General features: G+C 51.9%; 22 protein-coding genes and 1 pseudogene. 17 read left to right on the forward strand and 6 right to left on the reverse strand.

Going from position 1 to position 24,861, the window contains the following annotated elements; genetic code table 11:
* From ABID13_RS24720 to ABID13_RS24755, 8 genes and pseudogenes are all read left to right on the forward strand, one after another.
* Positions 1-264 (forward strand): annotated as a pseudogene (locus ABID13_RS24720) (Rpn family recombination-promoting nuclease/putative transposase); the annotation flags it as partial.
* A 342-nt stretch (positions 265-606) separates the two neighbouring features.
* Positions 607-1,464 carry an Rpn family recombination-promoting nuclease/putative transposase gene (locus ABID13_RS24725; RefSeq protein ID WP_354021284.1) on the forward strand — a complete coding sequence of 286 codons (858 nt, stop codon included), beginning with the start codon at positions 607-609 and terminating at the stop codon, positions 1,462-1,464.
* Positions 1,465-1,605: 141 nt separating this feature from the next.
* A complete protein-coding gene (locus tag ABID13_RS24730) occupies positions 1,606-2,088 on the forward strand; it encodes a peptide deformylase (RefSeq protein WP_040415778.1) in 483 nt (160 codons plus the stop codon).
* Positions 2,089-2,230: 142 nt separating this feature from the next.
* Positions 2,231-3,058, forward strand: coding sequence for a RelA/SpoT-related domain-containing protein (locus ABID13_RS24735; protein ID WP_048929731.1), 828 nt, complete (start codon positions 2,231-2,233; stop codon positions 3,056-3,058).
* Positions 3,048-3,710, forward strand: coding sequence for a GrpB family protein (locus tag ABID13_RS24740; RefSeq protein WP_227161786.1), 663 nt, complete (start codon positions 3,048-3,050; stop codon positions 3,708-3,710). The genes ABID13_RS24735 and ABID13_RS24740 overlap by 11 nt, the downstream gene beginning before the upstream one ends.
* An 11-nt stretch (positions 3,711-3,721) precedes the next feature.
* Entirely contained in the window at positions 3,722-4,204 is a 483-nt protein-coding gene (locus ABID13_RS24745; protein WP_007861019.1) for a GNAT family N-acetyltransferase, read from the forward strand.
* A 79-nt stretch (positions 4,205-4,283) separates the two neighbouring features.
* Complete coding sequence (locus ABID13_RS24750) at positions 4,284-5,159, forward strand: helix-turn-helix transcriptional regulator (RefSeq protein ID WP_007861017.1); 876 nt, start codon at positions 4,284-4,286, stop codon at positions 5,157-5,159.
* Between the two features lie 256 nt (positions 5,160-5,415).
* Positions 5,416-6,939, forward strand: coding sequence for a 4Fe-4S dicluster domain-containing protein (locus ABID13_RS24755; protein ID WP_007861015.1), 1,524 nt, complete (start codon positions 5,416-5,418; stop codon positions 6,937-6,939).
* A 6-nt stretch (positions 6,940-6,945) separates the two neighbouring features.
* Here the strand turns inward: ABID13_RS24755 and ABID13_RS24760 are convergent, their stop codons facing one another.
* A complete protein-coding gene (locus ABID13_RS24760) occupies positions 6,946-8,289 on the reverse strand; it encodes an MATE family efflux transporter (protein WP_242849247.1) in 1,344 nt (447 codons plus the stop codon).
* Positions 8,290-8,403: 114 nt separating this feature from the next.
* Here ABID13_RS24760 and ABID13_RS24765 point away from each other — a divergent pair, with 114 nt between their 5' ends.
* The 6 genes from ABID13_RS24765 (at position 8,404) to ABID13_RS24790 (ending at position 17,376) form a co-directional block, all read left to right on the forward strand.
* Positions 8,404-9,300 carry a LysR family transcriptional regulator gene (locus ABID13_RS24765; RefSeq protein ID WP_007861011.1) on the forward strand — a complete coding sequence of 299 codons (897 nt, stop codon included), beginning with the start codon at positions 8,404-8,406 and terminating at the stop codon, positions 9,298-9,300.
* Positions 9,301-9,365: 65 nt separating this feature from the next.
* Entirely contained in the window at positions 9,366-10,196 is an 831-nt protein-coding gene (locus ABID13_RS24770) for an MBL fold metallo-hydrolase (RefSeq protein WP_007861009.1), read from the forward strand.
* A 454-nt stretch (positions 10,197-10,650) separates the two neighbouring features.
* On the forward strand, positions 10,651-12,588 hold the full coding sequence (locus ABID13_RS24775) for an endonuclease MutS2 (RefSeq protein ID WP_048929899.1): 1,938 nt from the start codon (positions 10,651-10,653) through the stop codon (positions 12,586-12,588).
* Between the two features lie 45 nt (positions 12,589-12,633).
* Positions 12,634-13,878, forward strand: a complete 1,245-nt coding sequence (locus ABID13_RS24780; protein WP_048929732.1) for a metallophosphoesterase — start codon at positions 12,634-12,636, stop codon at positions 13,876-13,878.
* A 352-nt stretch (positions 13,879-14,230) separates the two neighbouring features.
* Positions 14,231-16,444, forward strand: coding sequence for a PTS sugar transporter subunit IIABC (locus ABID13_RS24785; protein ID WP_048929733.1), 2,214 nt, complete (start codon positions 14,231-14,233; stop codon positions 16,442-16,444).
* A 113-nt stretch (positions 16,445-16,557) separates the two neighbouring features.
* Positions 16,558-17,376, forward strand: coding sequence for a PRD domain-containing protein (locus tag ABID13_RS24790; protein ID WP_007861002.1), 819 nt, complete (start codon positions 16,558-16,560; stop codon positions 17,374-17,376).
* Between the two features lie 16 nt (positions 17,377-17,392).
* Here the strand turns inward: ABID13_RS24790 and ABID13_RS24795 are convergent, their stop codons facing one another.
* From ABID13_RS24795 to ABID13_RS24815, 5 genes are all read right to left on the reverse strand, one after another.
* The gene (locus ABID13_RS24795; RefSeq protein ID WP_007860999.1) at positions 17,393-18,274 is read right to left on the reverse strand and encodes a DMT family transporter; all 882 of its coding nucleotides are present in this window, start codon (positions 18,272-18,274) and stop codon (positions 17,393-17,395) included.
* Positions 18,264-19,130 (reverse strand): AraC family ligand binding domain-containing protein, encoded by an 867-nt coding sequence (locus ABID13_RS24800; protein WP_007860997.1) that lies wholly within the window; start codon positions 19,128-19,130, stop codon positions 18,264-18,266. Before ABID13_RS24800 ends, ABID13_RS24795 begins: the two co-directional genes overlap by 11 nt.
* Positions 19,131-19,557: 427 nt before the next feature.
* Positions 19,558-20,502 carry an ABC transporter substrate-binding protein gene (locus ABID13_RS24805; RefSeq protein ID WP_048929734.1) on the reverse strand — a complete coding sequence of 315 codons (945 nt, stop codon included), beginning with the start codon at positions 20,500-20,502 and terminating at the stop codon, positions 19,558-19,560.
* Complete coding sequence (locus tag ABID13_RS24810) at positions 20,499-21,245, reverse strand: ATP-binding cassette domain-containing protein (protein WP_007860993.1); 747 nt, start codon at positions 21,243-21,245, stop codon at positions 20,499-20,501. The genes ABID13_RS24805 and ABID13_RS24810 overlap by 4 nt, the downstream gene beginning before the upstream one ends.
* Positions 21,245-21,946: a GTP-binding protein gene (locus tag ABID13_RS24815; protein ID WP_007860991.1), complete on the reverse strand. Its 702-nt coding sequence runs from the start codon at positions 21,944-21,946 to the stop codon at positions 21,245-21,247. Before ABID13_RS24815 ends, ABID13_RS24810 begins: the two co-directional genes overlap by 1 nt.
* A 197-nt stretch (positions 21,947-22,143) precedes the next feature.
* On the opposite strand from ABID13_RS24815, the gene ABID13_RS24820 reads away from it, so the two are divergent.
* Genes ABID13_RS24820 through ABID13_RS24830 form a run of 3 tightly spaced genes read left to right on the forward strand, consistent with a single transcriptional unit; the run spans position 22,144 to position 24,861 of the window.
* Positions 22,144-22,806 (forward strand): Crp/Fnr family transcriptional regulator, encoded by a 663-nt coding sequence (locus ABID13_RS24820; protein ID WP_007860990.1) that lies wholly within the window; start codon positions 22,144-22,146, stop codon positions 22,804-22,806.
* A 46-nt stretch (positions 22,807-22,852) separates the two neighbouring features.
* Entirely contained in the window at positions 22,853-23,608 is a 756-nt protein-coding gene (locus tag ABID13_RS24825) for a nucleotide-binding protein (RefSeq protein WP_048929735.1), read from the forward strand.
* Entirely contained in the window at positions 23,605-24,861 is a 1,257-nt protein-coding gene (locus ABID13_RS24830) for a nitrogenase component 1 (RefSeq protein WP_007860986.1), read from the forward strand. Before ABID13_RS24825 ends, ABID13_RS24830 begins: the two co-directional genes overlap by 4 nt.

Consider the following 24,861-nt stretch of genomic DNA (forward strand, 5'->3'; position numbering starts at 1 on the left):
GTGGACAGTCTCAGGCTCAGGAAACTCCACGACCGTGTACAGTCCGTGAAGGGAAACGAAGGAATTGAGGTGAAATATATGCAGCTGTGGGAAGAGAAAGCCATGGAACGGTTGGAAGGGCGCCAAGAAGGAGAAGACTACTTTGCGGCCCTGACGGAAAGACTGTTAAAAGATTCCAGAACTGAGGATCTGATCAAGGCAACAAGTGACAAAGGATTCCGGGAAGTGCTTTATAAGGAATATGGAATTAAAAACCAGATTTGATAAGATTTTCAGTGTCCTCCGTGTATAAAACGGAGGATTTTTTTCAATGTAAATATTATAATGACATCTCAATATGAGATGGGTTTCAAAAACCTTCCCTTTTTATAAATCTCCTTCCCTATAAAAATGCTGTATTTTTGTCTGTAACATTCCAATAGCACCGGCGCAAGAACATAAGGAGGATTTAGAATTAAAAATGCTTGCTTCACCGGATTCCTGGCAGTATGATAATCATATCTTAAAAAATCATAGGGCATTCGCCCGATCGGCATATCGCCGGGATTTTCCAAAGAAACCTTAACAAGGAAATCATTGTATGTTAAAATGAAGGGAGAAGGAAGTATGAAACAAAAGACAAGAAAGCCGCTGGGGGAACTGAACCTGCTGAACCGATTTCTGTTTGGCGAGGTGATGGAGGATTCCGAGACATACCAAAGTGTTTTGGAGATTATCCTGGGCCATGAGGTTAATTTACGGGATAACACCCAAAGCGAGAAGGAGATACGCACCCTGCCCACGTTCCGTGGGATCCGTCTGGATGTGTGGGGACAGGAGGAGGACGGAACGATCTACAATTCTGAGATGCAGGCATTCAACACAAAGAACCTGCCCAGACGCAGCAGATATTACCAGTCCGTACTGGACGCAGGGCTCCTGGAGCCGGGAACCATTGATTTTAACCATCTGGCCAATGTGTACCTGATAACCATAGCGCCCTTTGATCTGTTTGGGAAAAGACTCTGCCGATACACATTTAAAATGAGGTGCGAGGAGGATGATTCGTTGCGTCTGGAAGATGGGGCGGTGAGGATATTCCTGAATACCAGGGGAGAGGGGGATGACCGCATCTCCCCGGAGCTTATGGCGTTTTTACGGTATGTGGAACACTCTACAAAGGAGAATGCCGCGGCAGTGGACAGTCTCAGGCTCAGGAAACTCCACGACCGTGTACAGTCCGTGAAGGGAAACGAAGGAATTGAGGTGAAATATATGCAGCTGTGGGAAGAAAAAGCCATGGAACGGTTGGAAGGGCGAAAGGAAGGACGAAAGGAAGGACGCCAAGAAGGAGAGGAGTACTTTGCGGCCCTGACCGAAAGACTGTTAAAAGATTCCAGAACTGAGGATCTGATCAAGGCAACAAGTGACAAAGGATTCCGGGAAGTGCTTTATAAGGAATATGGAATTAAAAACCAGATTTGATAAGATTTTCAGTGTCCTCCGTGTATAAAACGGAGGATTTTTTTCAGGATAAATGCTATAATGGCGTCATATGGGCTGCGGGGCTGCCGGACGGACGAGGCAGTGCCGCACTGGAATACAGAGAACAAGGGAGCGGATACAATGGAAAAAACAATCTTATTGCTGGGAAATCCGGATTTATATCAGGTCTGTGAGGAAGTAAAACAGGAAGAACTGGAACAGATGAAATCCTTAAAAAAAGACTTAAGGGATACACTGCTAGGTTTCCGCACACGGTATGGAGCGGGACGTGCCATTGCCGCGCCCCAGATCGGAGTGAGAAAACGCGTTATATACAGACATTTGGATACAGAGATCCTTTTTATTAATCCATGGCTGGAGTTTCCCGATGAGGAGGAAATGGAAGTATTGGATGACTGTATGTCATTTCCTGATTTGCTGGTAAAGGTGAGAAGACGCAGGCGCTGCATTATCCATTACAGGGATGAACAGTGGAACGAATGTGCCATGAAGCTGGAGGGGGACATGTCGGAACTGCTCCAGCATGAGTACGACCACCTGGACGGAATACTGGCCACCATGAGGGCAGTGGATCAGCGGGCGTTTGTAATGAAAACACATTAAGCGCGCCAAACCAAACATAAGGAATATACCGGGCAGGATATGCTGGCGGAAGCGCATGGGTAGAAAGCATGGGCAGGAAACGCCTATAGATGCATCAGCAGAATGCGCCCGATTACATACAGATAGGAGAACTGGGGATTTTATGACCATTGACAGAGATTCATTTTTAAAAAAATTTAATATAGAACTGGAAGACTTCCAGGCGGCCGGCATGCCATGGGAGGAACTGGCAGCTATCTATGAGGACTATCAGGCAAACGAGGGTAAGCTTCGCAATATAGGTAAGGATTTTGTGTATGACTACCTCTATGATATTGAAAAGGCGGGAATCCATTCCTATCGCTACAGAACAAAGGATCCGGGACATCTTCTGGAGAAGATCATACGCAAAAGAAATGAACAGTTTGACCGGTTCGAGACGATCAACAGGGATAATTACTACAAATATGTGACGGACCTGATCGGCATCCGTGTGTTTTTCCTGTACCGGGAGGATTGGATCCATTTCCATAGTTATATTACAACTGTGTTTGAAAATGATCCGGACCTTTATGTGGTGGACCGGATCCACGATTTTGATGAGAATCCCAGACATTACTATATTGCGGAACGCCCTAAGGTTTACCGCAGGAATGGGGACACCAGGATCTATGATGATAATCTGATCGAAATAAAATCTGACGGGATTTACAGATCCCTCCACTATATCATCAAGTACAAGGGATATTATGTTGAGATCCAGGGAAGGACCCTGTTTGAGGAGGGCTGGAGCGAGATCGACCACGATATCGTGTACCCGTACTTTAAGGATGATGAGATGCTGAAGGATTTCTCCACGTTATTGAACCGCTTGTCCGGAATGGCGGATGAGATGAGTTCTTATTTCCGCAGGATGAAGAATGCCAAGGAGGCATGGGAGCGCAAACTGGAGGAAGACGGAAGGCCGGGGGAATGGGAGGATGGGGAATAGGGCAGAGGAAAATAGTGTAGTGGAAAATAGTGTAGTGGAAAATAGTGTGGAGGAAAATAGTGTGGAGGAAAATAGCACAGAGGGGAAATTGTCTTTGTTGTCTCTTGACGAACTGTGGGAACTTTTTCCCATTTTCCTCACAGAGCATAAAGATGAGTGGTCCGGCTGGTTTGAGGAAGAAAAGCTGGCGTTAGAGTGTGTACTTCCCATGGAACGCACTGCAAGGATCGCCCATGTGGGAAGTACGGCCATTAGGTCCATCTGGGCAAAACCGATCGTGGATATACTGGTGGAAATGACGCCGGAAGGAGGGATGGAGGAATTCAGATCCTCAATCTTACAGGCAGGCTATACCCTTATGTCTAAAAATGAGAGCAGGATGTCCTTTAACAAGGGGTATACCGGAGCGGGGTTTGCCGAGAGGGTATTTCATCTGCACCTGAGAAAAAGCGGGGATCACCACGAACTGTATTTCAGGGATTACATGAGGGAACATCCCGAGGCAGCCGGGGAATATGAGGCCTTAAAGCTGAAGCTGTGGAGACAGTATGAACACGACCGGGATGCCTATACGGAAAACAAGTCCGAGCTGGTGAACAAATATACTGCTATAGCCAGGACGGAATATAAGGGCAGATATGATGGGGAATAGGAGGGGGATATATGGTTTTTGAACCTGCTGTGATGAAAGAGACGGACAGGCTGAGGATAATTGCCAGGGAATCAGAGGCCCACTGGGGATATGATAAGGCATTTATGGATACATTTGACAGGACGTTTAACATTACCGGGGAATTTATAGCCAGGTACCCTGTTTTTTGTGTCAGGGAACATGGGGAGATCACAGCCTTCTGGGGCGGTATGCCTGAGGAGAATGTTTTTCATCTGGAGTATTTTTACATAGGCAGGCAGGTGATAAAACGGGGATATGGAAGACGCATGTGGGAGCATATGACTGCCTGGTGCAGGGGAGAGGGGATGGAGAGGGTCATCTTTGTCACCAGCTGGCAGGCGGTTGGATTTTATGAAAAAATGGGTGCGTTACAGGATGGGGTATCCCGGTCATTGATCGATGGCAGGGATATTCCTCGTTTTATATATTGCATAAAGCAGGGAACCTGTCTGGATCTAAAGTCCTGCCCATAATTTCAGCCTGGCAAAAAAAGTCGAGTGCCTTTTGGCAATAACCGGTACAATCATATACGAAAGGCGGTGAAGAGCAGATATGGAGGAACAGATCGAAGCCGTGCAGAGAATGCAGGATTATATCCAGGCACATTTGAATGAGAGCATCACTCAGGCGGATCTGGCCAGGGTATCCCTGTATTCCCCTTGGTATTCCTACCGGCTGTTTGTGCGGCATGTGGGGATGACGCCATCGGATTACATCCGCAGGTTCAGGCTGTCACGGTCCGCCATGCAGCTCAGAGATGGGAGGGCCAGGGTGACGGACACTGCATTTGAAATGGGGTTTGGCAGTGTGGACGGATACCAGCGGGCATTCTTTAAGGAGTTTGGCTGCAATCCGGGCAAGTATGCAGTGAACCCTGTTCCCATCAGCCTTTTTACACCGTATGGAGTCAAGTACCGGCATATCAGAAGGGAGAAAAACATGGAACAGGTAAAAAATGTGTTTATTCAGGTGATGGAGAAACCGGAGCGCAAGGCCCTGATCAAAAGGGGGATCAAAGCAGAGGAATATTTCTCCTATTGCCAGGAAGTGGGATGCGATGTATGGGGATTGCTTACCAGTATCCGATCCCTGTGCGGGGAGCCGGTATGTATGTGGCTGCCCAGGCGCTTCATAAAGCCGGGAACCTCACCCTATGTCCAGGGGGTTGAGGTCCCCGCGGACTATGAGGGCGAGATCCCGGAGGGATTTGACGTGATGGCGCTTCCCGCCTGCAGGTATCTTATGTTCCAGGGGGAGCCTTTTGCTGAGGAGGATTACTGTCAGGCAATTGAGCAGGTCCAGGAAGGGATTAAAAAATATGACCCATCGGTGATTGGTTATCAGTGGGATAAGGATAATCCGCGCATTCAGCTGGAGCCTGTGGGGACCAGGGGATACATTGAGCTTTTGCCTGTGAAGCCCGTTTAGGGGAATCACAGGTGTGCCAATGCTTTAAATTGGAAACAATGGTTAAAAAGCAGTTAATTTGCTTGCAATTGCTTTCTTATCATATATAATCGGTACTGTATTACTGAGATGTGTGAATGAGGATATAATAGTACGGGAAACCATACCCTCAGTGGACAAGGGGACGCACGGTTTTGCACCACAGATTTGTGATTCCGGGGCGTATGTGCCATTGTCCACTGAGGGTAGGACCGATAGATATCATAAGGAGGCGCGCATGAGAGGCGTAGAGACACGTATACAGGAAATCAGACACAGGATATTCACGGAAGTGGCGCGTATGGCTTACCATACGGAGTGGCCGGTGGACAAGAGGATTGAAGAACTTCCCTATAAGATCATACCGGGGGAGGTGGGAAAATTCCGCAATGATGTTTTTTTGGAGCGTGCCATTGTGGGGGAAAGGCTGAGGCTGGCCATGGGACTCCCCTACCGCAGCGCGGCCGAGTCTGCTCCGATATCGGATAATATCGGAGCGGCGGACCAGTCTGAGACATACTATACCCCGCCGCTGATCAATGTGATCAAGTTTGCCTGCAATGCCTGCCATGAGAAGCGGGTGGTTGTGACAGACGGCTGCCAGGGCTGCCTGGCCCACCCCTGCGTGGAGGTATGTCCAAAGGATGCGGTTAGTATTGACCGTTCCAATGGCCGTTCCCATATTGACCAGGATAAATGCATCAGGTGCGGCCGGTGCGCTGAGGTGTGCTCCTACCATGCCGTTATCGTGCAGGAACGGCCATGTGCGGCTGCCTGCGGAATGGACTGTATCCATTCAGATGAAAACGGTAAGGCGGACATTGATTATGATAAATGCGTATCCTGCGGTATGTGCCTTGTAAACTGCCCCTTTGGAGCCATTGCGGATAAGTCCCAGATATTCCAGGTGATCCGGGCCATCCAGTCGGGAGAGCGCGTGTATGCTGCGGTGGCGCCTGCATTTGTGGGACAGTTTGGCCCAAAGGTAACGCCGGGAAAGCTGCGTGCAGCCATGAAGGCCCTTGGGTTTGCGGACGTTTTTGAGGTGGCGGTGGGGGCTGACCTGTGTGCCACCCAGGAAGCCATTGATTTTATGCAGGAGGTACCGGAAAAGCTGCCATTTATGGCTACATCCTGCTGCCCTGCCTGGTCCATGATGGCAAAGAAGCTGTTCCCTGAACAGGCGGACTGTATTTCCATGGCGCTGACCCCCATGACCCTGACCGCGCGGCTGATCAAGCGCCACCACAAAAATGCAAAGGTGGTTTTTATTGGCCCGTGTGCGGCTAAAAAGCTGGAGGCCATGAGGACGGATATACGAAGCGATGTGGACTTTGTCCTGACATTTGAGGAAATGACAGGAATATTTGACGCTAAGCATTTGGAAGTGGAAAAAATGGAGGAGGATCCGGACGGCGTTAACGATGCGTCTATGGATGGACGTAACTTTGCCGTGTCCGGCGGTGTGGCCAGATCTGTGGTGGATGTGATCCATAAGCGTTTTCCGGACAGGGAGATCAAGATTGCCAACGCAGAGGGTTTAAAAGAGTGCAGGAAACTTCTGACCATGGCTAAGGCGGGGAAATACAACGGATACCTGCTGGAAGGCATGGCCTGTCCGGGCGGATGCGTGGCAGGGGCAGGAACCATGCAGCCCATTAAGAAATCCCAGGCAGCGGTCAATCTATACGCTTCCAAGGCAAAACACAAAAACTCCAATGAGACGGAGCATGTAAAAGAGCTGGATAAGCTGGTGGATTAAAACCCCTTAGCGGCGGGCGGGGCCGGGAGATACCAGATAGACGACCCACCACAGGGAAACTGCCAGCAGCCATCCGATGCCGGTGGCCAGGGCCACGGCGTTTAACCCGGCGGATCGGACAAACAGCCATGAAAGGATAACTCTCAGGGTGATGTGCATGGTGGCTCCGATGATGGGGACCGTGACCCGTCCGTTCCCCTCAAAGTATCCCACCAGGCCATTGCCTATAAAACAAAGGACATAAAAGCAGGAGATGACTTTTAAATAGCCGGTCCCCTCTGAGAACGCTGTTCCCTGACCCGTACCCAGCATAAAGGACATGGCCAAGGATGCGGTGAGATACATGATCAGGGAGCAGAGTACGCCCATGCCTGACAGCATGGAAACGCCGGTTAGAAATCCCTTTCTGGCCCTTCCTTTGTCCCTGTTCCCTATATTCTGGGCAATGAATACCGAGACAGAGGCAGAACCGCTGTCGCCAAAGGAATTGGCAAATCCCTCGATCCTTCCTGCGGCAGTATAGGCAGCGATCACATCAGTGCCCAGGGTATTGACAGAACCCTGTACCAGCATTTTTCCGATATAAACACTGGACTGGTGGATGGCCGTCACGGAGCAGTAGGCCCATGTCCGTTTGAGAAGTGACGGGTCCACGGCGGCATCCTCACGGCAGAACATCAGGCCCGGGGCTTTGCACTTTATATAGAGAAGGCAGAGGACCACGGAAATACCCTGGGACAGGATGGTGGCCCAGGCAGCACCGGGAATCCCTGTGCCAAGTACTGCCACAAACAGCAGATCCAGTGCCAGGTTGGAGCAGACTGCAATTGCCAGAAACAGGAGGGCGGCCTTGGTATCGCCTGCCGCGCGGAGCACCGCACTGCAGAAATTATAGAGAAATGTGGCGGCCAGCCCGCCGAATATGACCATCAGGTATGTACGGGCCAGCACGGCCACTTCGCCGGGAGTACGGATCATGCGGAGTATGGGGGAAAGAAGCAGGATGCCGGACAGGCTGAGGGCAGCTGTAAACGCTGCTCCGGATACAAGGGAGGTAAAATACTCCCTTCGGAAACTCCTCTGATCCCCGCATCCGTAAAACTGGGCAAGGATAATGGATATGCCGGTGCAGAATCCATTGATGACAAACACAAACAGATTCATCACGGTACCGGACACTCCGATGGCTGCAAAGGCAGCCGGACCCGCATATCGTCCCACTACCAGGGCATCAATGGTGTTGTAAAACTGCTGCAGGATATTTCCCATAATAAGGGGAAGCGCAAGTGAAACCAGCTGTCTTTGAATGTTACCTGAGGTCAGATTCTTCATGGAAATGATTCCTTTCACCAGTTATTTTCCTTTCTTTAAGGATAAAAGGAAAATGAATGATTGTAAAATGCCTAATTTGTGGTTAAAATATAAACAAGTATTTATATTTTAACCATAAACTAGGAGGTTGGGATGACAGAACTGGAGATCGAGGCTTTTTTAGCTATTGTAAGGACCGGAAGTATTTCGGCGGCAGCCCAGAAGCTCTATGTGACCCAGCCGGCCCTCAGCCGCCGCATCCATGCCCTGGAGCAGGAGCTGGGGTACAGTCTTATGGTCCGCAAAAAGGGAGTGAGGAGCATAGAACTTACATCCCAGGGAAAGGCGTTTATTTCCCTTGCTGAAAAATGGAAAACAGTTTGGAATGAAAGCAGGGAACTGGGCAATCCGGACCGGAGCAGGACCTTTCATATCGCATCCGTGGGAAGTGTGAGCACATACCTGCTTCCAAACGTGTTGGAGCGCTTTATGGAGCTGAGACCGGACTGCTCCCTGAATTTTCATCACTGTCATTCCCTGGAGAGTTACGGTTATGTGGAGAGCGGGGAGATGGATCTGGCCCTGATCTCCGATGATATGTTTTCACACACTGTGGAGACAGTGCCTGCATTTAAGGGAAAAATGGTGTTGGCAACCCGGCAGAGCTTTGAGCACAGTCCCGGTCCCCTAAGCCTTGATCCAAAAAAAGAGATACGGCTTCCCTGGGATCCTGAATATGACTTGTGGCATGATTACTGGTTTGGTCCCCGCGTGCGCCCCAGGGTGATGCTGGACCAGATGTCACTGATGGAGTATTTTCTCCGCGAAAAAGAATGCTGGGTCATTGTTCCGGAGTACATTGCCAGGATCCTGACGGATCAGGCAAAGGACAGAGGGGGGCTGAACCTGTATGAGATGGAAGACGGTCCGCCGGAGTCTGTGATCTATTATCTGATAAAAAAGGGCCGGAGCCCTGCCCATGCGGCGGGATTCCTGGAGGTGATGAGACAGGTGCTGGAGCATCAGGAGGGAGTCACGGTTCTGATGTAAAATAGGATGTGTATGGAGAAATCCGGATGGAATAAAGTGTAATATCCGAAAGTGGAGGATGCAGATTGAAGATACGGATCGTAGTGGATAATAACACGCTCATTGACCGCTATTATGTGGGGGAACCAGCTGTTTGCTATTATATTGAGATGAATGGGAAACGGATCCTGTTTGATACGGGATACTCGGATGTGTTCCTTGCAAACGCCAAAGCCATGGATATCGATCTGAGAAGCCTGACCCATATTGTGCTGTCCCATGGCCATAATGACCACACAGGCGGACTGGCTTATTTGTTGAAATCAGACCTTCCGCCCTGGGTACGGCTGGTGGCCCATCCGGGGTGCTTTGAGGCCAAGGCAGTGGAACATGAGCCGGTGGGTGCTCCCGTCTCCCTTGGGGATATTGAGAACAGGTTTCAATACATACCTGCCGTTCGGCCATGGGATCTGTCAGAAGGCGGCCAGGACTGCGTGTTCCTGGGACAGATACCCAGGAAGCTTGAATTTGAGGGCCGGGACGAGATCGGATTGCGCAGGTGCGCGAATGGATGGCAGGGGGACCGGCTGGAGGATGATTCGGCCCTGGTGTGCAGGCTGAAGGACGGGCTGTTTATTGTCACAGGGTGTTCCCACAGCGGGGTATGCAATATTGTTGATTACGCAAGGAACGTGTGCAGAGAATCCAGGATTGTGGGGATACTGGGCGGATTTCATCTCTTTGATGTGGATAACCGGCTGGATAAGACCATTGAATTCATGAAAAAGGCACGGGTGGGAACCGTGTATCCCTGCCACTGCGTGTCCCTAAAGGCAAAGGCCAGGATGATGGAGCGGCTTTTGGTGGAGGAAGTGGGGGTTGGAACGGAAATTTGTCTGGAAGAAATTACTGCTTGACCTTTTTGCCATGATCTGATATTATCTGTACCATAAAGAGTTTGAAAGCGAGGCGTTTTTTTGTTAATTGTGTCTGTTTGTGGAAGATAATGAATCTATGGTGTACAAAGCAGGCTACGGTCCCATTGTGGATACGGGCATTGTTTTTGTACCTTTATCCATGACAGATGACCATATAGAGTGGCGGCGTGTCTGACAGCAATGTTTGGACATGCCTTAGAACGTACCTATGTGACACAGCCTGTTGGTGGATGTCCATGGGTTTTTTATTTTCCATTTTTATTCTGTAATTGTTTAGGACATCTGATGTGAAAATAGGTGCAAAAACGGACTTATAAGCAAGCTTGGCGCCGCCTTTGCACTCATTTTTCCGCTGTCCTGAACTGTTACTTTATTCTCTTGAACCGTATAACTGAAAGAATAGAAGGGAAAGACAGATACAATGACAGCTGTAATCAATCAAACATTTGAAGCATTAGCATTCACAGAGATATTAAAACAATTGGAGGAATATGCCAACTCTCCCATGGCAAAGGAGCGCATAAGGGCTTTGAGCCCATACCTGGAGGAGGGGGAGCTTCGCAGACAGATGAGGGATACCACCCAGGCCAGACAGATGCTGGATCTGCTGGGAAATCCGCCCCTTCCCATGATGGAGCAGGCAGAACATTTACTGGAAAAGGCGGTTCTTGGCGAACTGCTGCTGGCAGAGGAGATGGAGGAGATCGGGCTGTTCCTCACCGCGGTGGGCAGAATGCAGTCATATCTGGAACGGGGCAGGGAGCACCGCATCCCGGCTGCCTATTACAGCGATAACCTGATGCCTTTGACGGAACTCAGGGAGGAGATCCAGAGATCCATCCGCGGCGGAAGGATTGACGACCATGCTTCAGGCACTCTCAGGGATATCCGCAGGGAACTGTCGGTCCTGGAGGAAAAGATAAAGGAAAAGGCAGAGTCCTTGCTGAAATCACAGAAAAAATACATGACGGAAGGGTTTGTGGTTACAAGAAACCACAGGCTGTGTCTGCCGGTAAAGCGGGAATATAAATCCATGATCCCGGGCAGCGTGGTGGACAGTTCCTCCACCGGTGCAACTGTGTTCATTGAGCCACAGGCCGTGGCCAGGCTCCAGGACGAATATGATACGCTGAAGATAGAGGAGGACTGTGAAGAGCGGAAAATCCTCTATACCCTCATGGACCTGATCGCAAATGAGGAGGAAGCCCTAAAAGGCAACCTGGACACCTTGGCTAAACTGGATTTTATCTTTGCAAAGGGCAAGCTCAGCGCGCAGATGGACGCCAGGGAACCGCTGGTCAACACAGAGGGGCGTATCTGCCTGAGGGACGCCAGGCATCCCCTTCTCCCGCCGGAAACCAACGTGCCCCTGCAGTTTGAGATGGGCGGGGAAAGCCGTGGAATGATCATAACCGGACCCAATACGGGGGGGAAGACGGTTGCCATTAAAACAGTAGGGCTTTTTACGCTGATGGCGGGGTGCGGCCTGCACCTGCCTTGTTCCTATGGGGATGTGGCCATGAGGAATCAGATCCTGTGTGACATTGGCGATGGGCAGAACATGGAGGACAATCTTTCCACGTTTTCGGCCCATATAACCAATGTGCTGGACATACTGCGCCGGGCCACCGGAGACAGCCTTGTGATCCTGGATGAACTGGGGTCCGGCACCGACCCGGCAGAGGGCATGGGGATTGCCATTGCCATATTGGAGGAACTGCGCCATCGGGGCTGCCTGTACCTGGTAACCACCCATTATCCCGAGGTGAAATCCTATGCCAGGAGACATGGGGAGATCATCAGCGCCAGGATGGCATTTGACAGGGAAAATCTGAAGCCGCTTTATGGGCTGGAGATGGGAAAATCGGGGGACAGCTGTGCTCTTTATATTGCAAAACGTCTTGGAATGCCGGCCCATATGCTGAAAGTGGCGGCGGGAGAGGCGTACGGCCAGGTAAAGGAGAGCCTGAACAAAGAATTGGACCTGGAACACCCGGGCGGGGAAGAACTGGAGAGGATCTATGTGCCCGGGATTACACCCATTAAAAGAAAGACGGAATCAAAGGATGTGTCCGGTGTTTTTTCACGGGGAGACAGCGTAAGCGTGGAATCCACCGGGGAACCGGGAATCGTGGTAAAGCCGGCAGATGTGATGGGAAATGTTCTGGTACAGGTCAAGGGAGAAAAGCGTATGGTGAACTATAAGCGTTTAAAACTCAGGGTAAAGGCTTCCCAGCTGTATCCTGAGGACTATGATTTCTCCATTATCTTTGACAGTGTTAAGACCAGGAAAGCCAGACATGATATGGACAGGAAGTACCAGAAGGATCTGGAGATACAGGTGGAGGATTATAAAACCGGTAAGCAGTGAGGGACAGCGGAGACGGGACTTCACTAAAGGAGGCTGGAAGTACGTATGATATGGATAGGGATTCTCATTGGGGTGCTGGCAGTGATCGGCGTGTATTTTTATGTTTATTTCAGGCGTATGATCGGCTGGCTGAGGAAAAAGAAAGGGGATACGGCCACACGACTGCTGTCAGGCTTCTGCGCAGGCGGGGCAGCGCTTCTAACCCTTAATATGCGCAGTATCTGGGCAATCGTGATGCTGCATTTGTTTGGTTTTGCCCTTTGCATGGAGCTGGTGCATGCTGTTATCCGATGGCTGACAGGCCGTCATATGGGAGAACGCAGGCCGGCGGGCCGTTATATGGGAGAACGCAGGCCGGCGGGCCGTCATAGGGGAAGACGCAGGACGGCAGACCGGCAGATGAGCGGCCGCCGGAAGACTGCCTTAGGGGAAGAAAACAGTCCGGACAGATGGGACGGTCTTTACCGCTGCGGGATTATTCCGATCCTGTGCACTGCCCTGACGGTGGGATACGGGTACTGGAATATGAACCATGTGATCCGGACCGATTACCGCATAAAAACAGAGAAAGACATCAGAGACCAGGGATATGTGATCGCCCTGGTTTCCGACCTGCATTACGGCACCACTATGGGAGCAAAAAAGCTTCGGGAGTATGCGGATATCATTCAGGACGCTTCAGCGGATATGGTGGTTCTGTGCGGGGATATGGTGGATGAGGGGACCACCAGGGAGCAGATGGAGGAAGCCATGGGAATCCTTGGTTCCATCCAAAGTCCCATGGGTACATTTTTTGTTCATGGAAACCATGACAAAACACGCTATGCAGGCAATCCGAATTTTACCGCAGAGCAGTTGGAGGACGCGGTCAGGAACGCCGGGATCCGGATCCTGGCCGACCAGAAGGCGGAACTTCCCGGCGGACTTCAGGTGGTTGGGCGGGATGACCGTTCATTCCCAAGGGGAGGGAGGAGAAAGAGCATAGAGGAACTGACAGAAGATATGAATCAGGACAAGTTCATCCTTTTGCTGGATCACCAGCCCTGTGAACTGGAGGCAGCAGACCGTGCCGGCTGCGACCTGATGCTGTCCGGCCATACCCATGCGGGGCAGATCTGGCCATCCGGCCTTATCAGCCAGGGGACGGGGATGGTGGAGTTGAACTATGGATACCGCATGATGAACCATCTGCAGGTAATCGTATCCTCGGGGATTGCTGGCTGGGCATATCCTGTGCGTACCAGCAAACACTGTGAGTATGTGATTGTCACGGTGGAAAGGGCTGAGTAACGAACACGCAGCATTTGGTGAAGATGTACAAAAACATACAAGGATTTTGTTGCACAATTCTCATTGACATTTTGATAGGATATTGTTTATACTAAATGCGCAATTAAAAAGAGAGCGTGTTACTGGTAATGCAGGCATTAACTATGAAAGAACATTGGAAGCAGTGTTCTTTATGGTTAATGCCTTTTTTGCATGTGCGGATCATGTGATGTGTATGGGTAATGCTTTGTGTGGTCAATACTGTACATATCGGGTGCCGCCCATACTGCCGGCAGCAGGAAGGTTATGGCTGATGCCTGTATGATCAGGACACGGAATAAAGAAAGAATGAAAAAAGACAGGAGAATGGAAAATGAAAGACAGGATATTTGGTGTACTTCAGCGGGTGGGCCGCAGCTTTATGCTTCCCATTGCAGTACTGCCCGTGGCCGGGCTGCTTTTGGGGATCGGCAGTTCTTTTACCAATGAGACAACCATTGCAACCTATGGACTGCAGGGAATCTTGGGAAGCGGAACCATGTTAAACGCTCTTTTGGTTATTATGAGCAAGGCCGGAAGCGTTATTTTTGACAACCTGCCCATTATCTTTGCGGTGGGAGTTGCCATTGGTATGGCAAAGGCGGAGAAAGAGGTGGCAGCCCTTTCAGCCATGATCGCATTTCTGGTTATGCACGTATCCATCAATGGGGTGCTTACCATCACGGGCAAGGTATTGCCGGACGGAAGTGTTGCGGCGGATGTGCTGGAGGGAACGGTTGCCAGCGTGTTTGGGATGCAGACGCTCCAGATGGGGGTGTTCGGAGGCATTATCGTGGGCCTGGGTGTGGCGGCGCTTCACAACAGGTATCACAAGATCGTGCTCCCAAATGCACTTTCCTTCTTTGGCGGTTCCAGGTTCATACCCATTATCTCCACCGTGGTATATGTGGGAGTGGGAATCCTTATGTATTTTATATGGCCGGCCGTACAGAACGGGATCTATGCCCTGGGAGGCCTGGTAACGGGGACCGGTTATCTGGGAACCCTGATCTTCGGAATCGTCAAGCGCTCCCTGATCCCCTTTGGACTGCACCATGTGTTCTATATGCCCTTCTGGCAGACCGCCGTGGGGGGTACCATGGTGGTGGACGGGAATCTGATCCAGGGCGGGCAGAATATATTCTTTGCCCAGCTGGCATCCCCGGATGTGGTACATTTCAGTGCGGACGCAACACGGTACTTTTCCGGTGAGTTTATTTTTATGATATTCGGCCTGCCGGGCGCTGCCCTTGCCATGTACAGATGCGCAAAGCCGGAGCGGAAAAAGGCAGCGGGCGGGCTTCTGCTCTCAGCGGCCCTGACCTGTATGCTCACCGGTATCACGGAGCCCATTGAATTTTCTTTCCTGTTTGTAGCGCCCATGCTGTTTGTAGTGCAGGTGATCCTGGCCGGAAGCGCGTATATGATCGCCCATATCCTGAACATCGCGGTGGGGCTGACATTTTCAGGAGGCTTCCTGGACCTGCTCATATTCGGCATCCTTCAGGGAAATGCAAAGACCAGCTGGATAAGGATCCTGCCTGTGGGCGTGATCTATTTCCTTTTATATTATTTTATCTTCAGTTTCCTGATCAAGAAGTTTGACCTGAAGACACCGGGCAGGGAGGAAGAAGATGAGGAGACAAAGCTGTACACCAAAGCGGACGTCAATGCCAGAAAGTCTGCAGGTGCAGGGGATGGCGGCGAAGCCGGAGAGGATGAGGACCAGGCCAGCGCAGCCATTGCAAGAGGTCTGGGAGGAGCCGGTAATATCACTTCTGTGGACTGCTGTGCCACCCGTCTGCGGTGCTCTGTGGATACCCCGGAGCTGGTGAATGAGAAGCTGTTAAAGGCCACCGGAGCGGTGGGAGTAATTAAAAAGGGCCAGGGCATACAGGTGATCTACGGGCCTAACGTGACGGTGATCAAAGCCAATCTGGAGCATTATCTGGAGCATGCGCCAAAGATAAAGGAGACGGCTCTTTACGGCGGCAGTGAAAACAATGGCGGTAAGGACAGCGTGAAGCATGACGGGGAAGGCGGCAGCCCGGACCGGACGCCGGATGCAGGCCCTGATCAGGACAACATTCCACACACAGGCCGCCGCATTCTTCTTTCTCCATTTAACGGAACAGCGGCCCCCATTACGGAGGCTCCGGATGAGGCATTTGCCAGCAGGGCCATGGGGGATGGATACATGGTCATTCCCTCGGACGGCCAGGTGGTAGCCCCCGAGGACTGTGAGGTGGTGTTTGTGTTCCCGTCCAAGCATGCCATTGGCCTTAGGAATGCCCAGGGCATGGAGTATCTGATCCATGTGGGCGTGGATACGGTAAAACTTGACGGCAAGGGATTTGAAACCTTTGTCACGGACGGACAAAAGGTGGAAAAGGGCCATAAGCTGATGGAGTTTGACCTGGAATTTATCAGGAAACACGCGGCTTCAGACGCATGTATGACAGTGTTTACCGGCCTGAAGGAAGGGCAGGAGATCCACATGGAAAAAACTGGAGATGTAAAGGCACTGGAAGAAATCGCCTGGTACTGATGGCCAGATCATAAAAATCCTTCCTGCAAGTAGATGTTTTCATGGATTTTATGTATAATGGAAGCTGAGATGAGTACGAAATAAAAGGATCGGTCCTGTCAGGGAGGATTTTTATGTACCGAGTAATAAAGGTTTTAAATAATAATGGATTATTGGTTCTGGACGGGGAATCCGGCCGGGAAGTCATTCTTCTGGGAAACGGCATTGGATTTGGGCATAAGACCGGTGAGCGGATGGAATCTCCCGGGGAGGCGAAGCGGTATGAGCTGGTGAGCAGACAGGCATCGGCCCTGCAGCAGGTGAACAGCATAGACCCTGTGTTCATTGAGGCTGCGGGCAGGATCATTGAGGCGGCCGAGTCTGCCATGGGTCCTTTAAGCCACGATATCCTGATCCCCATGGCGGACCATATTGCCCTGGCCGTAAGCCGGGCAAGGGAGAACAGGGAGCTGCCCAATCCCTTTAAGTATGATATAAAGGCGCTCTTTGCCGGGGAATACCAGGCCGCCACGGAGGGAATCGGGATCATAAAGGAACTGGCAGGAGTCAGTATATCCGAGGATGAGGTGGGGTATATTACCCTGCACATCCACGCCGGGCTTTCCAGGGAGAATGTGGCAGCAGCCATGGAGGTCGCCAGGCTGGTGCAGGACAGCATCCGTTTGATTGAGAAAGAGATGGACTTCGGCCTGGCTTCGGACACCCTGGGATATAACCGGCTTGTGAGCCATATCCGCTATATGATAGCCCGGACAAGAAAAGGGGAGCGGGCCAATCTGGATATGGAGGACTATGCAAAGAAAAGTTTCCCCAGGACCTATGAGGCGGCAGACCATGTCTGCCAAAATATGGAACAGCGTCTGGGCGTTAAAGTGGCGCCGGAGGAGAGGGGATTTCTGGCCATACATATCCAGCGGGTCATGCAGGCGTAGAAGCTGACTGCGCGCTCTAGGACCTGCGCTCCGACAAAAAGAGTCCTGCCAGCGTGAGCAGGATGCCGCAGACAGCGGTTATGGTCACGGGCTCTTTTAATATGATGGCGGAGCTGACCGTGGTAATGACCGGAACCATGTAGATATACACGCTGGTCCTTACGGAACCCAGCAGCTTTACGGCCAGGTTCCAGGTGACAAAGCACAGGGCGGATGCGCCCAGCCCCAGGAACAAAAGGTTGCAGAGGTTCAGGGGATTTATGATCCGGTCCAGGGTAACATGAAAGTCCATGATTAGGATTGCGGGAACCATGAATAAAATTCCATAAAAGAATGTGCGCCTTGTGGTCTGTATCGTGCCGTAGCCAAGGGCGCTTATTTTTTTTGTCAGGGTGGAATAGACGGCCCATATGACAGCGGCAGCCACTGCCAGGACATCACCCACGGGGTTGATGGACAGGGCCGCGCTGCTTCCGAAGCTGATGAAGCAGATGCCTGCCATGGCCAGAAGAAAGCCTGTAAAAAAGCGCTTTCCCGGCCTGGATCCGCCCAGGAACAGGCAGTTGAGGATCGCTGTAAAAAAGGGTGCAATGCTGATGATGACGCCCACGTTGGATGCCAGTGTAAAGGTGAGGGCGATATTTTCCAGAAGATAGTACATGGTGATGCCGCAGAGGCCTGCTGCTGCAAAGAGATATTCCTGTTTCCGGGAATCCAGGACAAGGTTTCCGGGACATACCATCCACAGGGCCAGGTATCCGATGATAAAACGGATAAACAGGATCTCCACAGGGGAAAAGGATCTTAAAAGCACCTTGGTGGAAATAAAGGTGGTCCCCCAGATCAGGATGGTGACAAATGCGGCCAGATGGCCGGCGGGTGTTTTTTCATAGTTCATGACGCGGCTCCTTTTCCGGCTTGGCCGGTTCTGATGGATCTGAAAATATTTTTTGATATTGTCTGGGTGTCAGCCCGATGAATTCCTTAAAAAAGTTGGTAAAGTGGCTCTGGTCCGAAAAGCCTGCCATGGCAGCAGCGTCCACGGGCGGGATCCCCTGCTCCAGGAAATGCTTGGCCTTGTCCAGGCGTATGGTCTGGAGATAACGGTAGGGGGAGACGCCCACCTGTTTGGTAAAAGACCGCAGCAGGTAGGATTTGCCGAAGGTAGTCATCTCAGTAAGCTCATCCAGGGAGATATTTTCTGAGAAATGCTCCTCCATATAAGTACACAGGGACTGGATCTGCGGGTTGGGACGGGATACGGCTTCCTCATCAAAGGGGGAGGCGTATTCCTGAAGGACCTGTTCCAGAAGAAAGAACATGGTCTCTTCCTTTTCAAACCTGGCCGCATGCCTGAGAATGGAATCATAAAGAGTGGCCACGGACCGGGCGATCTCGCTTCGGTAAACCACATTTTGTGTGAAATAAGGTTTAAAGTCTTTTCCGGTGATCTCCTTAACAAACCGCTCCATCACCTGGGGATTGATGTTCACGGCACGGTAATCCAGGGGCTCCCCGTCCAGCGGTCCGCAGCAGTGGTTGTCCCTGGGATTAAACAGAAGCAGATCCCCGGTACTCACATCATATTCCTGGTTCTTGCACCAGAGATGACGCTTTCCTCCCTCAATAAACCCAATGACGTAGAAATCATGAAAATGGTTGGGGAATTTCTGTACGATTCCGCTCAGCTGATAGGCTTCTATTTCCAAGTCGCGGTCATAGTGCACATGGCGCTGTTCTTGTTCCTGTAACATTTGATGTTCCTCCTGACGTAATCTGATCTGCTGTGAATACCGGCGCTATGGGCTATGATGAGTGTCCCGCAGCTTCAGGCAGTGTCCCGCGGCTATGACGGGGGGTATCATGGCTATGGCGGGCGTATCACGGCTACGGGTAAGTGTATCACGGTTTGGACGGGATTTCTTGTATGATATGACACTTGTATGTTGAATCCGCCTTGGCCGATGGGGGACAGCCCAGGCCGTTGGATTGTATAAAAAAGGGATGCCCGGGGCATCCGGGAATCCCTTTTTGTGGCTGCTGTTATGTTGACGATACCGTAGATCATGCACCAGAGCGTGGCTGAACATTGGGTTCTGACAGCTGTACCTTCCGCCATTGTTCCATTGTACCAGAATTTTCTGTATTATGCCAGCTTGGTCCCGGGCGGCGAAACTATCTTCAGGCCGATGTCGCTGTCTCCGTGCCCAGGCAGTTTCGATACAGCTCATAAAAGGATCCGGCGGTCAGGGTTTCCAGGAAGCCGGGAGAGGGAAGGCGCAGGAGACCTGAATCAGACATCCAGATATCCTTGGGACTTTGGGGACTGCAGCTGATCAGGCGGCCGTTATTCACATAGAAATGACTGATCTGCGGAGCCCGGAGCGCATTGATCACAGTTAAGGCGGCATCCTCCGGTATGGTCTTCCTGGCGCATATGTATGAGGGCACGGCCACGGCTCCGTCTGCGGGCCAGAATGCCTTTTTCTGCCTGCCGTCCGCACGGAGCGCATACACGGAGGGGACCAGTGCCAGGGCGGCTTCCCCTGTCCGCACACTCTGAAATGCCTGTATGGGCATGTGGGTCACGGTGCAGTTGGACAGAAAACGTCTGGCATTGTCCGGTCCGCAGGATTCCCAGATGGTCTTTACCACGGTCTTGGCCGCGGAATTTTCCACACCCCCAAAGGTCAGAGGGTATCCCTCCTTTACCAGCTGGTCCAGGCAGATGGAATCGCTGCCTCCGAATTTACGGCTGTCCGCAAAAAACACCAGAGGGATTGCCAAATAGGGCAGGAGGCAGTCACTGCGGTGCAGCCGGCGGACACATTCCGCCTGTTTTACAGGCAGGCAGTTCGCCAGGGGGTGCAGGCCTGACTCTGCGAGACGGATGTAGATCCTCTGGTCCTCAAAGACCTCCAAATCAGCGGACACCACAATATCGGGAAGGATTGCTTCCGGCTCCATCAGGTATTCGGACATATGGTGGGAATATCCCAGACCAAAACAGCGGACATTGAGGTCAATCCCCTTTTGTCTGAGATCGGACCGGATCCGGTCTAAAAAAACAAGCTCCTGCCTGTGCAGGATACAGATATTATTCCAGTAGAGTTGGATCTTGATCATATAAGGGTTTCTCCTTTCCGCAGTCTGGACTGCAGGAGCATCTGCTCCTCATACACCTGGTCCAGACGGGCAAACAGCCGGGTCTCCTCAGGGGTGCGTGCAAGCACGGCCCGGACAGCCCCGTTGTCCATAATGATCCTTTTGCGGGCCATCAGGGCCGTGTGCGGGTCATGGGTGACGATGAGCACCAGCTTTTTACTGTTTGTGAGCAGGTGCAGGGCTTTTTTCTTGTCGATCCCGGCATTTTCTATTTCATCGATCAGTATTACCGGACTGTCACACACCAGCGCAATGTCGGCAATCATCAGTGCCCGGCTCTGCCCCCCGCTGAGCAGGTTCAGGTGGTCAGAGGAAAACACAGGTTCCGGTGTGATGGTATTGGCCATGTCCAGAATTTGTTTGGGCATCAGGCCGGTTTGATCCCGGCAGCGGCAGTGAAGAGCCAGAAAGTCCATCACCGTCAGGTCCAGCACAAACCGCATACTTTGGGAGAGATGGGCCACAAGCCGGCCGGAGACGGACTGGCGGCTTCCAAATGGCACGGCTTTGCCGTCTAAGAGGATACGCCTTCCGGTTGGGGATTCCCCGTTTACCAGCTGTTCGATATCCTTGATCAGTCTGCTTTTGCCTGACCCCGTGTTGCCTGCCACCGCGCACAGATCTCCGGGTCCCAGGACCAAAGGGGCAAATGCTTCCGGCCTTTGATCCTTTCCGCGGCCGGGATGGATGGTTAACTGGTTCATCACAATACCTCCTGAAAGTCGATTTTCCCCACCACACCCTGCTGGAAGGAGCTGCCCACCCTCTGTTCCCCTACGCAGTAGGAGCAGACACCGGCCGGCATGGTGTGGCGCAGGCAGTCATGTTCAAAGCCCGCGCTGTCAGGAAGGGACAGCAGCCAGTCCCCCAGGAATTCTACACCGTAGCCTGCCAGTGCATCCACGGGAAAGATCCTGGCGCCTGGATTCAGCTCCTTCAGGTTCCAGTGTATGATCTCCAGTTCAGCCTGGGATACCATATCGGTTTTGGTTGGGACGATAAAATCCGCCTGAAGCAGCATGGGACCCAGCTGCCCGGGAGCGCGGCAGCTGGCCGTGCAGTCCAGGATGCAGCCTGCAATGGAATGAACCGTGGCAGGGGAGCACCGGTGGCAGAGACCGGCTGTCTCAATAAAGAGAAGACTGCAGTTTTGCCGGTCGGCATAATCCCACAGTTCCGGCAGATTGGACACCAGAAAGTGGTCGGGACAGATGTCCCGGCTGATTCCTGAGACTGCCGGGATCCCCATGCTTTGATAGAGCGCTGCATCCTCTGTCATCAGGCAGTCGATCTTGCAGACCATGGGGGATTCCCCTTTCTCCCGCATATAGGGAAGGAGGGTGCGGAGCACGGACGTCTTTCCCACAGCAGATGAGCCGGAGAAAAGAATGGTTTTCTGGGGCATGTCAGGTACCTTCTTTCATTTTTAATTGGAAAACAGCATACCAGAAGGCATGGATTCCGTCAGTATCAGGTGAGACCTTATAGAGAATTTTTTTTCTTGATATTTAAATGGCGGTATGTTACTATTTTGGTTAGTTTAAACTAATTAGAGTAAAACATAACTAACCCATATCGCACTCTATAAGGAGGGGAGGACCAATGTGCCAGGAAGAAATCCAGGAGGCGGTTTGTGCCTCTTCCCTGCTCCGTGACAGCGGGCTTTCCGCTGACTGTATGAAGGTGAGGAAATGTCACAAAGGGCAGATCATCAGTGACAGGCAGAAAGGGCAGGAAATTCTGGGACTCGTTGTTTCGGGCCGGGTGGATGTGTACAGCATTGCCCTGGACGGGCGCGAGATCCTGCTTTCACAGTTAAAAAGAGGGGATTGCTTCGGGATCATCAACCTGTTTACGGATACGGAGCTTCCCACGGTCTTAAGATGCCGCAGCGACACCACGCTTTTGATGATCCCAAAATCAAAGCTGATCGAGGCAATGGAAGCCAACGGATCCCTGGCGATCCGCTATGCGGGCGTCTGTAATCGGAAAATGCAGTTCTTGATCCGCCGCATTGAATTTCTTACAATGCAGTCGGGCAGGAAAAAGCTGATCCAATACCTGCTGATGCAGCCGGAATGCCATGGGGAAGTATGTCTGGAGGAATCCAGGGAGGAACTGGCATCCGTACTGGGAATCAGCCGCGCTTCCTTGTTCAGGGAGCTGGCCCTGCTCCAGAACCGGGAACTGATCAGCCAGGAGCACGGGAGGATCAGGATATTGGACCGGAAGGAACTGGAAGACATACTGTATTGCTGCAGCTGACCTGCAAAGATGTTTCTATAACAATGAAGGGACAATGAGGAAAACCATGAAGAAGATAGCAATTTACGGAAAAGGCGGAATTGGAAAATCCACCACCACATCCAATCTGTCCGCGGCTCTGGCAGCCCGGGGCCTGCGCGTTATGCAGATCGGGTGTGATCCCAAGGCTGATTCCACGAAAAACCTGATGGCGGGAAAAAAGATACCCACCGTACTTGACCAGATACGTCAGAAAGAAGAGGCGGTGAGCCTGGAGGATATTGCATTTCGGGGATATGGAAATATTGTGTGCGTGGAATCAGGGGGGCCCACCCCCGGGATCGGATGTGCGGGAAGAGGCATCATTACTGCCTTTGAAAAACTGGAGGAATTGGAAGCATATGAGGTGTTCCAGCCGGATGTTGTTTTTTATGATGTGCTGGGGGATGTGGTCTGCGGAGGATTTGCCATGCCCATACGGGGCGGGTATGCGGACCATGTGATGATCGTCACATCCGGGGAGATGATGGCTCTGTTTGCGGCTGACAATATTGCCCACGCCATCCGCAATTTCGGAAAAAGGGGTTACGCAAAGTTGGCAGGCTTTATCCAGAACTCCAGAAATGTGGAGGGGGAGGACGAGCGGGTGCGCCTGGCGGCGGAGGAGAACGGAACAGGGATCCTCCACATCGTGCCCCGGGACCGGTCGGTACAGCTGGCGGAAAACCAGGGCATGACAGTGATAGAGGCATATCCGGACAGCCCTATGGCAGCTTGCTACCAGGCGCTGGCCGATAAGGTACTGGAGGTGACGGGAGTATGAGCTGCTGCTTTGAAAATACCCTTCACTATTCTTCCCCGGGTCACGGAGACTGGGGCGTTGTGAGGATCGGGATGCTGGCGCCGGAAAGCGTACAGCTGTTTGTATGTCCCAGTGCCTGCGGAAGGCATGGGGCAATAGGAGCCATGAAACAGGGGCTGAAGGACCGCCTTTTTTACCTGTATGTCAGCCAGAGCGATATTGTGGATGGATATGACCCGCTGATACCGGAGGCTGTAAAGAATGTGCTGGAGGCCCTGAAAAAACAGCCAAAGGTATTTTTTATCTTTGTGAGCTGCCTGGACGATCTCATCGGGACAGACCACGAGGCACTGCTGGAGGAGCTGGGAAACAGTTATCCCGGCATACAGTTTCGGGTCTGCCACATGAATCCCATTTCCCTGGGGTCCAAAACACCGCCTCCCGTATCCATCCAGAATAATCTGTACAGCCTTCTGGAGCCGGCACAGGACCGGGACAGCGGAGTAAACGCAGTGGGAAACCTGGAGCCGGTTGCCCTGTCCAGTGAACTTTACCCCTTCCTTAATACATACGGAGCTGGAGAACTGCGCCACATTTCCAGGTACACTGTATATGAACAGTACCAGGAGATGAGCAGAAGCAGGGCCAACCTTGTGATTGGGCCGCCCGGAAGGCAGGCCGCCGGGCAGATGGAGGAACGCCTGGGGATTCCCTGGGTCTTTATTCCGGTATCCTATGATATGGAAGAGATTGAGGGGGGCTATGCCAGGCTGAAGCAATTGCTTGCCCCGGATGCGGAGGACTGCTTTGACTTTGCCCCGGCCAGGGAACGGGCTTTAAAAGCAGTAGAGAGGGCGCGGCGGAGGGTGGGGGATATTCCTGTCATCATTGATGCCTCCGCCACGGTCCAGCCCTTTGGCATGGCAAAAGCGCTCCTTACTTACGGATTTCAGGTGACACGGGTGGAAGCCCAGGATTGTATGCCCTTTGACAGGGAACATATGGAATGGCTGGTACGGAATCATCCCAAGGTGGAGATCTGCCAGCCTGAACATCACCGCGCCGTGCTGTTTTCCCGCAGGCTGGAGTACAGCCTGGGAATCGGTGTGGAAGGGGCGTACCTGGCCGGCTCCAGGCATGTGGCGGATCTGTTTAATGACGCAGGCATGTTTGGCTATGACGGGATCGTCAGGCTCATGGGGCTAATGGAAGGCGCAATGGAGGCTGAGGTGGATTTGGAACAGATGATTAATGGATACGGATTGGTGGTGTGA

The organism is Enterocloster citroniae (assembly GCF_040545455.1).
GTDB classification, from domain to species: domain Bacteria; phylum Bacillota; class Clostridia; order Lachnospirales; family Lachnospiraceae; genus Enterocloster; species Enterocloster citroniae.